The sequence below is a fragment of the uncultured Mucilaginibacter sp. genome (assembly GCF_913773635.1).
In the GTDB taxonomy this organism is placed as follows: domain Bacteria; phylum Bacteroidota; class Bacteroidia; order Sphingobacteriales; family Sphingobacteriaceae; genus Mucilaginibacter.
Genome location: NZ_CAJYGQ010000007.1, coordinates 108,330 through 122,234, shown reverse-complemented (window position 1 = coordinate 122,234; position 13,905 = coordinate 108,330). Strand labels below are relative to the sequence as shown.

16 protein-coding genes are annotated in these 13,905 nt (G+C 41.8%); 4 read left to right on the top strand and 12 right to left on the bottom strand.

The window, feature by feature from the left end; genetic code table 11:
* Positions 1-41 precede the first annotated feature (41 nt).
* Positions 42-1,049 (top strand): aspartate-semialdehyde dehydrogenase, encoded by a 1,008-nt coding sequence (locus QZ407_RS08565; RefSeq protein ID WP_295769769.1) that lies wholly within the window; start codon positions 42-44, stop codon positions 1,047-1,049.
* Positions 1,050-1,146: 97 nt separating this feature from the next.
* On the opposite strand, the gene QZ407_RS08560 is transcribed toward QZ407_RS08565, so the two are convergent.
* Positions 1,147-2,364, bottom strand: coding sequence for a glycosyltransferase family 87 protein (locus QZ407_RS08560; RefSeq protein WP_295769767.1), 1,218 nt, complete (start codon positions 2,362-2,364; stop codon positions 1,147-1,149).
* 107 nt (positions 2,365-2,471) lie between these two features.
* On the opposite strand from QZ407_RS08560, the gene QZ407_RS08555 reads away from it, so the two are divergent.
* The 3 genes from QZ407_RS08555 (at position 2,472) to QZ407_RS08545 (ending at position 4,581) form a co-directional block, all read left to right on the top strand.
* Positions 2,472-3,362, top strand: a complete 891-nt coding sequence (locus QZ407_RS08555) for a LysR family transcriptional regulator (protein WP_295769765.1) — start codon at positions 2,472-2,474, stop codon at positions 3,360-3,362.
* A 76-nt stretch (positions 3,363-3,438) separates the two neighbouring features.
* Entirely contained in the window at positions 3,439-3,996 is a 558-nt protein-coding gene (locus tag QZ407_RS08550) for a type 1 glutamine amidotransferase domain-containing protein (protein WP_295769763.1), read from the top strand.
* Between the two features lie 90 nt (positions 3,997-4,086).
* Complete coding sequence (locus QZ407_RS08545) at positions 4,087-4,581, top strand: GNAT family N-acetyltransferase (protein ID WP_295769761.1); 495 nt, start codon at positions 4,087-4,089, stop codon at positions 4,579-4,581.
* Here QZ407_RS08545 and QZ407_RS08540 read toward each other — a convergent pair.
* The 11 genes from QZ407_RS08540 to QZ407_RS08490 all read right to left on the bottom strand — a co-directional run bounded on the left by QZ407_RS08540 (position 4,578) and on the right by QZ407_RS08490 (position 13,905).
* Entirely contained in the window at positions 4,578-5,090 is a 513-nt protein-coding gene (locus QZ407_RS08540; protein WP_295769759.1) for a GNAT family N-acetyltransferase, read from the bottom strand. The genes QZ407_RS08545 and QZ407_RS08540 overlap by 4 nt on opposite strands.
* A 76-nt stretch (positions 5,091-5,166) precedes the next feature.
* Complete coding sequence (locus QZ407_RS08535; RefSeq protein WP_295769757.1) at positions 5,167-6,471, bottom strand: M20/M25/M40 family metallo-hydrolase; 1,305 nt, start codon at positions 6,469-6,471, stop codon at positions 5,167-5,169.
* A gap of 4 nt (positions 6,472-6,475) precedes the next feature.
* Positions 6,476-8,341 (bottom strand): PDZ domain-containing protein, encoded by a 1,866-nt coding sequence (locus QZ407_RS08530; RefSeq protein ID WP_295769755.1) that lies wholly within the window; start codon positions 8,339-8,341, stop codon positions 6,476-6,478.
* A 129-nt stretch (positions 8,342-8,470) separates the two neighbouring features.
* Positions 8,471-9,484: a ferrochelatase gene (hemH, locus tag QZ407_RS08525; RefSeq protein WP_295769753.1), complete on the bottom strand. Its 1,014-nt coding sequence runs from the start codon at positions 9,482-9,484 to the stop codon at positions 8,471-8,473.
* A 123-nt stretch (positions 9,485-9,607) separates the two neighbouring features.
* Positions 9,608-10,303 carry a fatty acid desaturase gene (locus QZ407_RS08520; protein WP_295769751.1) on the bottom strand — a complete coding sequence of 232 codons (696 nt, stop codon included), beginning with the start codon at positions 10,301-10,303 and terminating at the stop codon, positions 9,608-9,610.
* Between the two features lie 54 nt (positions 10,304-10,357).
* Positions 10,358-11,209, bottom strand: coding sequence for a 4-hydroxy-3-methylbut-2-enyl diphosphate reductase (locus tag QZ407_RS08515; RefSeq protein ID WP_295769749.1), 852 nt, complete (start codon positions 11,207-11,209; stop codon positions 10,358-10,360).
* An 86-nt stretch (positions 11,210-11,295) separates the two neighbouring features.
* Positions 11,296-11,730: a hypothetical protein gene (locus QZ407_RS08510; RefSeq protein WP_295769747.1), complete on the bottom strand. Its 435-nt coding sequence runs from the start codon at positions 11,728-11,730 to the stop codon at positions 11,296-11,298.
* A 1-nt stretch (position 11,731) separates the two neighbouring features.
* The gene (locus tag QZ407_RS08505; RefSeq protein ID WP_295769745.1) at positions 11,732-12,082 is read right to left on the bottom strand and encodes a phage holin family protein; all 351 of its coding nucleotides are present in this window, start codon (positions 12,080-12,082) and stop codon (positions 11,732-11,734) included.
* Positions 12,083-12,138: 56 nt separating this feature from the next.
* The gene (locus QZ407_RS08500) at positions 12,139-12,405 is read right to left on the bottom strand and encodes a YtxH domain-containing protein (protein WP_157542631.1); all 267 of its coding nucleotides are present in this window, start codon (positions 12,403-12,405) and stop codon (positions 12,139-12,141) included.
* Positions 12,406-12,552: 147 nt separating this feature from the next.
* The gene (locus QZ407_RS08495; protein WP_295769743.1) at positions 12,553-13,599 is read right to left on the bottom strand and encodes an AI-2E family transporter; all 1,047 of its coding nucleotides are present in this window, start codon (positions 13,597-13,599) and stop codon (positions 12,553-12,555) included.
* Positions 13,600-13,683: 84 nt separating this feature from the next.
* Positions 13,684-13,905, bottom strand: coding sequence for a hypothetical protein (locus QZ407_RS08490; RefSeq protein WP_295769741.1), 222 nt, complete (start codon positions 13,903-13,905; stop codon positions 13,684-13,686).

The window sequence follows — 13,905 nt, the reverse complement described above, 5'->3', positions numbered from 1 at the left end:
GAAAATTAACATTTTATTAATTACATAATTTATTCGAGACAATGAAAGTCGCAGTAGTAGGTGCTACCGGTTTGGTAGGCACTAAAATGTTGCAGGTTCTTGAAGAACGCAACTTTCCGGTAACAGAGTTAATCCCGGTGGCATCCGCAAAAAGTGTAGGTAAGGAAGTTATCTATAAGGGTAAGCCATACAAGGTGGTAGCTGTTGAGGATGCGATAAAGCAGAAGCCTGACATTGCTTTATTTTCGGCAGGTGGAAGCACTTCATTGGAGCAGGCTCCTTTATTTGCTGAAGCAGGTATTACTGTTATTGACAATTCATCGGCCTGGCGTATGGACCCTACCAAAAAACTGGTAGTACCTGAGGTTAATGCTGACGTGTTAACTGCAGAAGATAAGATTATTGCCAACCCTAACTGTTCAACCATACAAATGGTGGTGGCCTTAAAGCCTCTGCACGAAAAATATAAAATTAAACGGGTAGTGGTATCAACCTACCAATCAGTTACCGGTACCGGTGTAAAAGCTGTTGATCAGTTATTTAACGAGCGCAAAGGTATTGATGGACCTAAAGCTTACCCATATCAAATTGACCTGAATGTGTTGCCGCACATCGACGTGTTTACCGAGAATGGCTACACCAAGGAAGAGATGAAAATGATCAAGGAAACCAAAAAGATCATGGGCGATGACAGCATCCGTGTAACAGCAACTACCGTACGTATACCGGTAATGGGCGGTCACTCAGAATCTGTTAACATTGAATTTGAGAACGATTTTGATTTAGACGAGTTACGCAAATTGCTGAGCGAGTCGCCGGGTATAGTTGTAGTTGACGATGTTGCCAACCTGAAATACCCAATGCCTTTAGATGCTCATGAAAAAGACGAAGTGTTTGTAGGCCGTTTACGCCGTGACGAAACTCAGGAAAATACTTTGAATGCGTGGATAGTATCAGATAACTTACGCAAGGGTGCTGCAACCAATGCCGTACAAATTGCCGAATACCTGGTAGCTAAAAACCTCGTAGGTCAGGCTGTAGAAGCTTAAGCCCCTCAGCCCCTGAAGGGGGAGTTGAAAAAATATATAGAAAGGGATAGTCTTTGTGGGCTATCCCTTTCTATTTACATGAGAATTATCAGTGTAATTACTCTTTCACCAAAGCATGTTCCTTTTCGCTATGCAGCAAAATAATAATAGTCACAAAAATCATGAGCAGCGTAACAAAGCTGTAATGCTTTAAAATATTGGTAAGGATTTGGCCTATGGCGTTTTTGGTGATAAGGTTGGTGAGCATACCTAATACACAGGTGATTATTAGCAATACAGTTTGTTTTTGCTTAATGAGGATGAAACACAGGTACGTATAAATAAAACCTGTACACACATGGTGATGTGCCCAAACACGGCCGGGTAACAGTAGTGTAACCATAAATATGAGGCAAACATCGGTGGCCGAAAAACCTTCAAAACCTTTTACATACCTGTCATAAGCAAATTTGGCAACAAGTGTAACCATGCTTACCGCCTGGAAAATTAAGATAATGAATTTTAGAGCCGAGGCTGATAGGTGAAAAATCGGCTCGATTCCAAATTCTGCATTACCTGTATTCAATTTATTGAGTAGGGCGGGTATGCCCAGGCTGATGATGTTCTCGTCTATTTTGCCCTTACTAAATGGAGCCACAAAGGCTTCATAGTAGTCCTTCCAGTCGGCAATGCCGGTGTGCACCCCACGCAGTAGTACTGGTATTAAAATAAAAGGCAACGCTGTTAAAGCTATTTGCGGCCAATGTTTGGGCCCTCGTTTAATGGCTGCAAAAATAAGGAACAGTACAGGCGTGATTTTGAAAAACGTTCCGGCCATAAAAAATACGTAGCTCCATCCATACTGCTTACGCTTATAATACAACACACCAAGTAAGGTAAGGCATAGCACCGGTAGGTTAGAGTTCATCCAAATGAAGTTGTGCCAGTAAAAGCCTGCCGAAAGTACAACGGCCAGCCCTAGCGGCCACTTAAAAGCATGACCGGGGTAATACTGCTGCATAATTTTATGTACCAGTACAAATGAGCCTATCCACAAACCATAATTAACCAAAAAGGTAAACAGGAACGCCGATACATAAAACGGCACAAATGAAAAAAGGCTGAAGAATAGTGCAGCAAAGGGAGGATAGGTAAAACCACCATCAATTAAACCGGGAGTATATAGTTTGTTACCCGTTAAAAAAGCTTTCCCGGTTGCCCAGTAGATGTAATAATCGCCGTTTACGTCGGCTCGCATACCTCTGTTGAAGGATATTATAGCGAAGGCAATAGTAACGAGGGTTAATAAAGAAAGGTATACTTTTTTGTTATGCATGAATGCGCCGGTAGATGTGGCGCCTCAAAACTAAGTATTTGTATTTTTTTAACTGACAACACATTGTTATTATCAGTGGTGCTATAAAAAAGTTACTTTTGATTGGTATGATTTCCTTTTCTCACCGTGTGTTTTTGGAGGTTGCAGCTAATTTGAGTTTTTCAAAGGCAGCGCAGGTATTGTTTGTAACGCAACCTGCCATAAGCAAGCATGTAAAAGCATTGGAAGATCAATATAAGCTCCCTTTGTTTGAACGAAAAGGAAACAGCATTGTGCTTACCGAGGCTGGCACAAAACTACAAGAGTATCTATTGCAGGCTACTGAAATTGAACGCAAGGCAGAGTATGATATGGCTTTGCTTAGCAATCAATCATACGCGGCAGGGCATTTACGCCTGGGGGCAAGTACTACAATAGCTTTATACATACTGCCGCCTATTCTTTCTGGCTTTCAACGCAAGTATGCCAATGTTGGCGTTCAACTGGTTAACCGAAATTCGGAATATATTCTAAATGCGCTGTTAAATCATGAGGTGGATATTGGCATCATTGAGGTAGATAATAAACTTACTAACGTATCATACCAACCTTTCATGGCCGACGAGGTGATTCCTGTGTGTTCGGCAAAGAGCCAGCTAGCAGGCAAATCGCTTACGTTGAAGCAACTTACCAAAACCCCGCTTGCCCTGCGTGAGCGCGGATCCGGAACTTTGAATGCCTTGCTGCGTTCACTTGCAGAACATCATGTAAAACCGGCAGACTTATTAGTTAAAATACGCCTGGGAGGAACCGAAGCACTTAAAAATTTTCTTCTAGCCGATCAGTGCCTTGGATTTATGCCGCGCCCATCCATAAAACGTGAGCTTGCTGAAGGTGATCTTGTAGAAGTGCCGGTTGAAGACTTAAAAATAGTACGGAACTTTTATTTTATACGGCGTAAGGGTACTGAAGACTATGGCCTTACCACCAACTTTATCAATTATGCGTTGGAACATTAATTTAAATTTCTTGAAACTTTAAATTTTTAACCTTGTAGTATTATAGGTTCAATTAAACGAATTAAAACATACTACTATGGGAACATTGAATAATCGTAAGGTAGCTATCCTTACAGAAGAAGGGTTTGAGCAGGTAGAGTTAACCAGCCCTAAACAGGCGCTTGAAGCAGCAGGTGCAACTGTACATATTATATCGCCACAAAGCGGAACCATAAAAGCTTGGGATAAAGACAACTGGGGTATTGAAGTTAATGTTGATAAGTTATTAGCCGATGTAAGTCCTGATGATTATGATGCATTGGTATTACCGGGCGGTGTATTAAACCCCGATAAATTACGTCAGAATAAAGACGCAGTAGCATTTGTATCAGCCTTTTTAGATGAGGGAAAACCACTGGCAGCTATATGCCATGGCCCGCAAATGCTTATTGAAACAGGCTTAATAAAAGGCAGAAAAGTAACATCATATCCATCATTACAAACCGACTTGCAAAATGCAGGTGCCGAATGGGTGGATGAAGAAGTGGTAACTGATAACGGGTTAGTAACCAGCCGTACACCTGCCGACTTAGATGCCTTTAACAGAAAAACAATTGAAGAAATTGGTGAGGGCGTACACGAAACTAACTCATAATAGCCAATTCAAAAATAAAGCCATCTTAAAAGCGTTGTTTTTAAGATGGCTTTATGATGTATATTGCCGTTGCTAAATTAATTTATTTCTATGCTCAATATTCGACCCGCTACCCTGGCCGATGCCGATATCATTGTGAAAATAGCACATCAAACCTGGTGGCCTACTTACCGTTCAATTTTATCAACAGAGCAAATTACCTACATGCTTGATGCCATGTACGTATCAGATAAGGTTGCTCACCAAATTGCCGAAGGCGAACAAACATACATTTTACTGGAAGAAGAAGGTACCCCTGTTGCCTTTGCATCATATGGCCCGCGCAATGATGACAAAAATGTTATTAAGCTGCATAAACTATACTGCCACCCAACTACACAAGGAAAAGGTTATGGCCGTAAATTAGTTGATGCCGTAGTGGAAGCTACACGCCAGGTTGGAATTAAAACGCTGGATTTAAACGTAAACCGCAACAACAAAGCAAAAGACTTTTATCAAAAATTAGGCTTCACGCTATTGCGCGATGAAGACATACCTATTGGCCCTTACTGGATGAATGACCACGTCATGCGCAAAGAACTTTAAGCGTTGCTTCCTTTGGTATATAAATCTAATTCGCGGCCATCAACCCATACGGGCTTTGTATAAATAAAACCAAGTTTGGTTAATAAATTTACTGAACGTTGATTATCGGGTTGCGTTATAGCGGCAACAACGGGCCAGCCAAATACATTGAATGCATAATTCACTGTTGCCAATGCGGCCTCGCTGGCATAGCCATTACCCTCAAACTGCGGAAGGAGGGCATAACCTAAATCGGCATGGGTAAGATATTCACGTTTTAACAAGCCGCACATACCAACGGCCTGCCCCGATTCCTTTAACTCGACCATGTAAAGGCCAAAGCCGTTAATTGCGTAATTCATTAGAATAACTTTAACCAGGTAATTATTAGCTTCGGCAATAGTTTGTATACCTCTGTCTCCTATATATTGCTTCCAGGTAGGTGTATTAAGCAGTTCCACAATAAACTGAGCATCGTTTATGCTGAATTTTCTTAATACCAGTCTTTCTGTCTCAAGAATAATTGACATTTTATCCTTAATTTACTATTAACCGAAAAGCCACAGGTAAATTATCCTGTGGCTTTCAGTTATATACAACACTTTACTATCTGTCTAACTTTGGTATGCGTGTAGGGGCATCTTTACCAGCCACAATACTGCGCGAGCTTAAAGCTATGGCGCGTATGGTTGCGGTGATATTTTTCACATCCAATGAGCTGTATTCGTCTTTAACACTGTGATATAATTTATCGGTATCAATTTGATCGGTTGATATGGTATGCGCCGGTACTCCTAAACGGGCCAGGGTGGCGTTATCGCTGCGGTAAAATAAATCCTGCGCCGGGTAAGGGTCAGGGTGGAAAGTGAAGGCTGTGCCTTGCAGGTTGCTTTGCAAAATTTTCCCAAAGTCAGAGCGCTCATATCCGGTTATAAATGCAGTATTTTTTCCAAACTTCGATTCCTTACCAATCATCTCAATATTAAACATGGCAACCACTTTGTCGGGATTTAGCTGTTGAGAAAAATAGCGGGCTCCGTAACCACCAATTTCCTCAGCCGTAAATGCAACAAATATCAGCGTACGCTCATTATTTTTTAGCTTGTTAAAGTATTTAGCCAGGCTTATCATGGCAGTTGTGCCAGATGCGTCATCATCGGCACCGTTGGCAATGCTGTCGCCTTGCATGGCGGGTAAAATACCTAAGTGATCATAGTGGCCCGAAAACACCACATATTCATCTTTTTTGCTCTTGCCCGGAACCATACCGGCAACATTAAATATCGGCGGATTTTGAACCTCGGTTTTGTAGCTGGCCTTAAAGTTTTTTACTTCGCCAAAACTGCCAAGTACCATCACCACCTGCTGCGCCGACGCTTCTGCAGGCTTGCTCATTGAGATTGAGCCGCTGTTTAAACGCTGACGCAATTGGCTAAACAAATCTTTATGTGCCTGGTCAACCAAAACAAGCGTTTTTTTATTCCCACGGAGGTAAGTACGGTACTCTGTCCTGAAGTTTTTATTGGCATCAATACGCGCAACTTCCACATCGGCATTGTTATCCCAATTAAAAGAGGCACCTGCATAAACTGCTACGTTTTGTGCATCAATATTTTGCCCTTCAATTGTGGCGCTGCTCTCAACAGGTGCAGTTCGGTAAACCATAAAGTTTTGCCTGAAACCCTTCTCTCCTGTTAATGGCTGTAAACCAGCCTTTCTAAACTCAGCCTCAATAAAGGTTGCGGCTTTATCTATTCCGGGTGTAAAGGTACCACGCCCCTGCATCTCATCAGCCGACAGAGTTTTGATGAGACGCTGCACATCGGTTTCGTCAATAAGTTTATTTATATCTTGCGCATAACTGCTAAAACCGGCAGCCAGCAGCGCAATAGCTGCTACATACTTTCTCATCACTTTATTTAATTTTTGAATTTAACCAATTATTACGAAACTGCATTTGCGTAGCAGAAGGTTCTTTACCAGCCGCCTCATAAGTAACAACCTCAAAAGCCGGGTTTTCTTCCAGCGTTACAACCGTTTCATGATTGCCGGCCCTGTTTTTGTAAGCAACGGTGATTTTGTCACCAGGCCTTTTTGCATTTATAGCATCGGCAAGGGCCTGCCCGTTAGCTTGTATGGCATTACCGTCAACACTTAACAGCACATCGCCTGCATCCAGGCCTGCTTTGTAAAACGGAGTATTCATAGCCAAACTGGTACCAATAAGCAGTCCGTTGTTGTCTACACCAATAGCCTGCCCCGACCGCCCACGACCTCCGGCACTACTAAGCGCACCTGCCCATGCCTTTCCGGCCTGTGCTTTACGTAAAATGAGTGCTGCATTATCTAAAAGCTTAGCGTAATCATTTTTTTCAAACCCGTTAATGTACCGTTTAAAAAAATCAGCAGCAAAAGCAGTATCCTTGGTAAAAGCGGCTAAGACATTTTGTAAATCAGCTATGGTATACGGCTTTTCGGGCTTACCATGAGTTAACCATACAGCACGCATATAATCATCAAGTGTTAACTTAAATTGGCTACGCAGGCGTAAATCAAGCGCCAGCGCTGTTGCGCCGCCGTAAGTGTAATAGCTGGTAAATACATTGGCATTGTTATTTTGATCAATTGATGTACCTGCATCAGCAAATACCGCATAACGGCTCATTTGGGCAGGGGAATAATGGTTTGCAGCAGGTGATATCAATACTGTGTTTATTAACCCTGCAATTGTGCGGTTATGATCGGTTAAAGACATAAGTCCGGCACGTTCTAAAATTAAGCTGCCATAGTATTGAGTGAAACCTTCGGCAAACCAAAGCTCATTACTCATATTGGCATGAGTAAAGTTAAAAGGCTCTAAAGTTTTAGGGCGTATACGCTCTACATTCCAGCTATGAAAATACTCGTGCGAGAAAGTACCTAACAACCGCACTTCATTACCCGCAATTTTAGGCGTAGTTTGTACAATACTGGTTGAGTTTCGGTGCTCCATGCCATCACCGGCATTGCTCGAAGCTACGTCATGCAGGAATACGTAATTACCGTAGTCATATACTGGCAATTCGCCAAAAACAGCTTGCGCCTCAAGTGTAACTTTTTTTACCATTTGACCAAAGCCGTCAATAGTTGCCTGGTCATCGTCGCTATGAGAGGTCAAATGTATTGCTTGCTTTTTGCCATCGGCATTGGCAACATCCCAGCTATACTTTTTGTATGGCGCCAACGAGGTTGGGCTATCCATCATGTACTGGAAATTTGGCGCTGAATATATGTTGCCTGATTGGGGCTTAAGCTGCGTTGCTACCTTCCAGCCATATTTATCCAAATCATTAAACTTGAATGTTAAAGCACGCTTATCCATACCAACCACCCACATAAAAGCGGCGGGCATATTTAAATGCGCGTTACTGGCGTCAATACCAATATAAGTACCGTCCATGTGGTTGCCAAATAAAGTATAGCTAACAATTACCGTACTACCATGAGTAGCAATTTCCCACACATCTCCTTCAATTTGTTTAACGCTTAGTGGCTTATTGTTCTCGCCAACAGCTTTTACATTATAGACGTTTTTACCAAACTCGTGCGTGGCATAACGCCCCGGCGATGATCGGCTCATTCTGAAACGCATAACACCAGCTGGTACTTGCGGCACCCTCATGCTTATTTCAGCTTCGTGGTGTATGGCGTTTGGGAAAGATACGGTGTAAGATATTTCGCTTTGAGCTAAAGCAGTAGCCGACAACAGCAAAGCCGTAGCCGACAGGATAAGATTTTTCATTTGAGCTTAAAGTAGTTTCGGGTTTGAAAATACTAAATTTTAACGAATGAAAAATGTTGTTTAACGAAAGTTACGTTATGTTTTGATAGCTATCGTTAGCTATCAAAACATTATAAGAAGCTAGAATTATTAATTATCCCGCACCATGCGCTCCAGAGCGTCAATCCACAAAGGCGAATCGTTCAAACTTTCTACCAGTTGTACGTGCTCACCACCTGCGTGCTTAAATTCTTCATCGTACTCAACCGATACCTCGAAAATTGTTTCCAAACAATCGGCCACAAAGGCAGGGCAAAATACTAACAAGCGCTTAACGCCTTTTTTGGCAAGTTGGGCAATTACCTCGCTGGTATAAGGCTGCATCCAAGGGTCGCGCCCCAAGCGCGATTGAAACGTAAGCGTGTATTTTTCTTTAGGAATGTTTAAACGCTCCGCAATAAGGCGGGCAGTTGCATGGCTTTGCGCACTATAGCAAAATCGGTTAGCGCCGGTAATAGTCTGGCAGCAATCGGCAGACTTAAGGCAGTGCCTGCCTGTTTCATCAGCCTTGATCATTTGCCGCTGTGGTAAGCCGTGAAAGCTAAAAAGCACATGATCGTACTCTTCGGGCTTGTGCTTTGCACCATTTTGAGCAAACGCTTCTATTATCAGGTCATCATCATAATATGAATTAACAAAGCTCATGGCAGGTATAGTTTGCCACTTGCTTACAATCTCCATAACTTTTTGATGCACCGAACCTGTTGATGCAGACGCGTACTGCGGAAACAATGGAATTACCTGTATTGATGTAACCTGTGCTGCACGTAACTTAGCCAGGGCCGATTCAATTGACGGGTTTTGATAGCGCATGGCCATCTCCACATGATATTCGCCACCAAGGCGTTGCTTTAAAAGTTCAGTAGTTTTAACGGTATAAATCATTAACGGCGAACCTTCTTCGGTCCATATTTCGCGATAAGATTTAGCCGACTTAGGAGCGCGAAAAGGCACAATAATACCTTTGATGAGTAAGAAACGGTTAAAAGCATTAATGTCTATAACCCGTTCATCCATCAAAAACTGATCGAGGTAACGTCGAACCGCCGGCGTTTCGGGATTATCAGGCGTACCTAAATTAACTAATAAAACTCCTTTTTTCATCTATATATTCTGAACCCTTTGAAGAGCATTTTAAGGATTGCAAATATCCTATTTATTTTGTCAAACTAAAGCAATACTGGCATAGCGGGCTGTGATTTTAGTCACGCATCTGAACACAAACCATCATGATTTTGCCTTCCATAACATCCACCAAGGCGTACCAGGTGATGCATGATGTTCATAATGATAACCAAAGAAATAACACGAAAAGAATGCTACTACATGATTTTTCTTTTGCGACGTGGAATGATACGGGTTATCATGCTCGCCTTTGTGAGGCTTATAAGTGCCGAAGTAAAAAAGCTGCAAGGTGCTGAGTAACGATGGCACCACCCAAAACAAAATAAGGTTAGGTTGCGCAATCCATAGCTTAAGCAAGTTAAATAAGGCGGCCATAAAAATTACTTGCCATATAGATAAGTAATTACGTATGAACCTAATATACCAGGCCCAGAAACCACCATGATGATAGTCAGGATCATCATTGGTGTGAACGTGACTATGGTGTTTGTGGTGTTGTTTTAAAAGTGTTGGATACCAAAAAGCAGCGTATAAAAACGTGGTGATATAACCGGCAGCATTATTGACCGTTTTGTTTGCAGATACGGTTCCATGCATGGCATCATGCGCGGTAATAAACAAACCAGTATATAAGTGCGTTTGTACCAGTATAAACACATACAGCAATGGATTGGTGAACCTTACCTGCCACTGCATAAGCAGTATCGTTGATACAAGCCAAAGGCCGATTATAACCAAAGCAACCCCCACTCCTCCTGCCGGATAAGCCTTTTTAATGTAAGGGGTTTCTAGTGCCATTATTAACTAACGTAGGTATTAGTGAAATGTTCCCTTTCAGGTAAGTTGTAAAAGTTAATATCTTTCCAACTGAGCTTTTACCTGCTCCATAAGCCACATAGGGGTTGAGGTAGCACCACTGATGCCAACAGTATCGCCGGCCTTGAACATTTCGGGTGAAAGTTCATCAACTGCCGATACAAAGTAAGTATCGGGGTTATGTTTGCGGCACACTTCAAACAGCACTTTCCCGTTTGATGACTTTTTGCCCGAAACAAATACAATTTTATTGAAGCGTTTGGCAAAATCAGGCAAGTCCTTGTCGCGGTTTGAAACCTGGCGGCATATGGTATCATTTGCTTTTACATCATATCCTTTAGCTAACAAATGCTCCTTTATCTGATAAAATTTATCGGTGCTTTTAGTTGTTTGACTGTAAAGGGTAATTTGCTGCGGCAATTCAAGCGTATCAAGCTCTGTAATATCCTGAAAAATCAGCGCTTCATTGTTAGTTTGTCCTTGTAAACCAATTACTTCGGCATGGCCATGCTTACCAAATATTACAATATTTTCTTGGTTATCATGCGATGTTTTAATGCGGTTTTGCAGTTTAAGCACAACGGGGCATGATGCATCAATCAACGTTATATTGTGCTCTAAAGCAAGCCGGTAAGTTTCAGGAGCCTCACCATGTGCACGTATGAGAACTTTCTCATTATACAAATCAGCAAGCTGGGTATGGTCTATAATACGAAGGCCTTTTGCCTTTAAGCGTTCCACCTCTTCGTCATTGTGAACAATGTCTCCAAGGCAGTACAGGTAACCATCTTCAGCCAAAATCTCTTCGGCCATATCAATGGCGTAAACCACGCCAAAGCAAAAACCCGAATCCTGGTCAATTTCAACCTGTAACTGATATGCTCCCATAAGGCAAATTTACGCTAAAATTTTTTAATGAAGCAGACTGTGGTAACCTGTAAACAATAAAGGCGCTTTACAAGCGCCTTCTTAATTTATACTGGTCTTACTGTCGGCTGCTTTACCGTTGCAGCCTTTCGGGCTGTTGACGGCTTTTTACCGAACAAAGACTTTACACGCCCCCAAACCGAGGTTACTGAATCCTCGCTTATATAGGTTGAGGCCTTTTGAGACAACAAGCCTACAACGGTTTTAATGATAAAATTTGACTTTTTAAAGAGTGTTTTATTAAGTGCAATTGGCAATACAAATCTTGATATAAGCCCGATTACATCAGGCGAAATGAATGAACCTATGCCTCCACCCTCTCCCTCGGGAGCTTTCGGAAATGCAGAACGGATAGACGAAAAAATGGCTGAAGGACTGCTGAAGCGTTGCTTCAAAACCATTTCCTGCTCCTGCCTGCTTTTTTCAAGTCGTATAATTTCTGATTGCAGGTCAAACATGCTTTTTACAGTTATGGCATCCATCTTATTTAAATATTTTGCTGATCAGCAGGTTAACAATCGGCTTTTCGATGCTCTTTTTAGCGGTGATAACAATGATTGCTATCAGCAGATAAAATAAAGCCACTATGCCAAATCCTTTCCACGCCGCACCTAAAACATCACCTAAAAACAATGCCAGTGTAAACGTAGCAAACAAGAAGGTTAGCAACAGGCTAAATACGAGTACCACAACGGTAACCAAACTTGCAGCAACTGAGGTGCTTTTCTCAATGGTTTTGTACTTGGCCAGTAAAAAGCGGGTTTCCGCGTAATCTTTCAACTGGTCGAGTATGTTGGGTTGTGGTGCTTGTTCAGCTTTTTTTTCTTCTTCCATTTATAACTCGGTATATAGTTACCGGCTGTGCAGCACAGCCGGTAAAATTATGTTAATTATGCGTGTTCCAGGTCGTCCTGATATTCGGCTTCTTCGCCGTTTAGCTTGGTTTTGATGTTATCAACCACCTTTGTTTTTAAACCGGCTAAACGGTCAATTTCGGCAGCAGCAGTTTCTTTAATGCTTTCGCCAAGGTTTGCTAATGATTCTGATAGCTTATCGCGGGTTTCGGTACCTTTATCAGGTGCAAATAAAATTCCTAAAGCAGCACCGGCAGCAATACCTGCAAGCAATGCAATAGCTACTTTAGCGCCATCGCCCATACCCGTATCTTTTTTTAAACCAGGTAATTTATTAATCAGATTGGTTACATCTTTTGTATTCATGGTGATATAAGTTAATGTTTACTATTATCAGGTTTCAATTATTTAACGGCTTAAGCAGCCGTTTGTTTATAGGCAGTTATAAATTTATACATCGTTAGGTATTTTACGAACCCGCTCAAGGCGGTCGGCTGCCATACGGTTGGTTTCATAAACCTGTGTAAGGAGTATAAAATATGACAGCAGCACCGGTCCGAAAACCAGGCCCAAAATACCAAATAAAGGCAAACCTATAAATACACCTATAATAGAAATTACCGGGTGCGTGTTGGCAATGCGCTTATTAATTACCATGCGCAAAACATGATCAAGATTACCTATAAACAACAGGCCGTACGCCATAATACCAACGCCTGCCCAGGTACGCCCCAAAAGCATGAGGTATATACCAGCCGGAATGGATAATGTGGGGGCTCCAACAACAGGCAAAAAGGATATAAAAGTTGCTATTACACCCCAAAAAACGGCGTCGGGTATACCAACAATCCAAAAGCCATTTGCCAGCAAAACACCCTGTACTAATGATATAATTCCCTGCCCCAGCACGTTTGAATATGTGGCATTACGCAGTGCCATTGCAAATTTTAGTGCATGCTGCTGGCTAAAGGGCGCATACCTAATCATACCTGCTTCAAATTTGCGCAACTCAGCGAACATAAAATACAGTATGAAATACATTACCAGCAGGGTGAGTATTATATTAGCTGCGCTACCTAATATGGAAGGAAAAAGTTCAGCTGCATAGCTGCCCAACTTTTGAAGTGTGTCTTCGGCAAAACGGGGCTGCCCAAAGTGCTCGGCAGTAAACATATCAATTTTATCCACCCACGAGTCAATAGGCAGTGCCTTTGTATTGAAGCTGATGATTTTTTCAATCACCATAAAACTCATCAATAAAAAAGGGATTACAATTACTACCAGTGAGACCAGAATGATCACTATACCAGAAACTCCTTTATTCCATCCCCTTTTTTCGGTCAAAAACAGGTATAACGGCCTGAACAGAACGTATAATACAATAGCGCCTAATATGGCACTGAAAATTTCGCTCAGCGCATATAGCAAAAAGCAGCCAAGCACAATAATGCTTACTAATACAATAGTATTACGTTGCTTATGACTAAAAACAGGCATTTGGGAGAAGTGAATGTGAATTTACTATAAAACAAAAAAGCGCCACAATGTTCGGGGCGCTTTCAATAATTTTATAGTTTGTTACTATGAGCCAAGCTCTTTGACCATTTCATTAATTTTATTGCAGCTCATTTTAATAGTATCCATATAAAAAGCAAAATCCTCAGTTGGGTTTTCTACTTCGTAACGCAATTGCTCAACAGCTAAATGAATGTTAGACAGTTGGTTTTTAATATCGTGCTTAAACGTGCGTATAGCCGGGCCGTCAACTGTATTATACTGTTCTTCGTCGTGCTCCAATGCCAT

Bases quoted from the DNA above. Each gene is read 5' to 3' on its own strand.
- QZ407_RS08565 (WP_295769769.1), top strand. From the start codon at position 42: ATGAAAGTCGCAGTAGTAGGTGCTACCGGTTTGGTAGGCACTAAAATG.
- QZ407_RS08560 (WP_295769767.1), bottom strand. From the start codon at position 2,364: ATGCATAACAAAAAAGTATACCTTTCTTTATTAACCCTCGTTACTATT.
- QZ407_RS08555 (WP_295769765.1), top strand. From the start codon at position 2,472: ATGATTTCCTTTTCTCACCGTGTGTTTTTGGAGGTTGCAGCTAATTTG.
- QZ407_RS08550 (WP_295769763.1), top strand. From the start codon at position 3,439: ATGGGAACATTGAATAATCGTAAGGTAGCTATCCTTACAGAAGAAGGG.
- QZ407_RS08545 (WP_295769761.1), top strand. From the start codon at position 4,087: ATGCTCAATATTCGACCCGCTACCCTGGCCGATGCCGATATCATTGTG.
- QZ407_RS08540 (WP_295769759.1), bottom strand. From the start codon at position 5,090: ATGTCAATTATTCTTGAGACAGAAAGACTGGTATTAAGAAAATTCAGC.
- QZ407_RS08535 (WP_295769757.1), bottom strand. From the start codon at position 6,471: ATGAGAAAGTATGTAGCAGCTATTGCGCTGCTGGCTGCCGGTTTTAGC.
- QZ407_RS08530 (WP_295769755.1), bottom strand. From the start codon at position 8,341: ATGAAAAATCTTATCCTGTCGGCTACGGCTTTGCTGTTGTCGGCTACT.
- hemH (WP_295769753.1), bottom strand. From the start codon at position 9,484: ATGAAAAAAGGAGTTTTATTAGTTAATTTAGGTACGCCTGATAATCCC.
- QZ407_RS08520 (WP_295769751.1), bottom strand. From the start codon at position 10,303: ATGGCACTAGAAACCCCTTACATTAAAAAGGCTTATCCGGCAGGAGGA.
- QZ407_RS08515 (WP_295769749.1), bottom strand. From the start codon at position 11,209: ATGGGAGCATATCAGTTACAGGTTGAAATTGACCAGGATTCGGGTTTT.
- QZ407_RS08510 (WP_295769747.1), bottom strand. From the start codon at position 11,730: ATGGATGCCATAACTGTAAAAAGCATGTTTGACCTGCAATCAGAAATT.
- QZ407_RS08505 (WP_295769745.1), bottom strand. From the start codon at position 12,082: ATGGAAGAAGAAAAAAAAGCTGAACAAGCACCACAACCCAACATACTC.
- QZ407_RS08500 (WP_157542631.1), bottom strand. From the start codon at position 12,405: ATGGGCGATGGCGCTAAAGTAGCTATTGCATTGCTTGCAGGTATTGCT.
- QZ407_RS08495 (WP_295769743.1), bottom strand. From the start codon at position 13,599: ATGCCTGTTTTTAGTCATAAGCAACGTAATACTATTGTATTAGTAAGC.
- QZ407_RS08490 (WP_295769741.1), bottom strand. From the start codon at position 13,905: ATGGCATTGGAGCACGACGAAGAACAGTATAATACAGTTGACGGCCCG.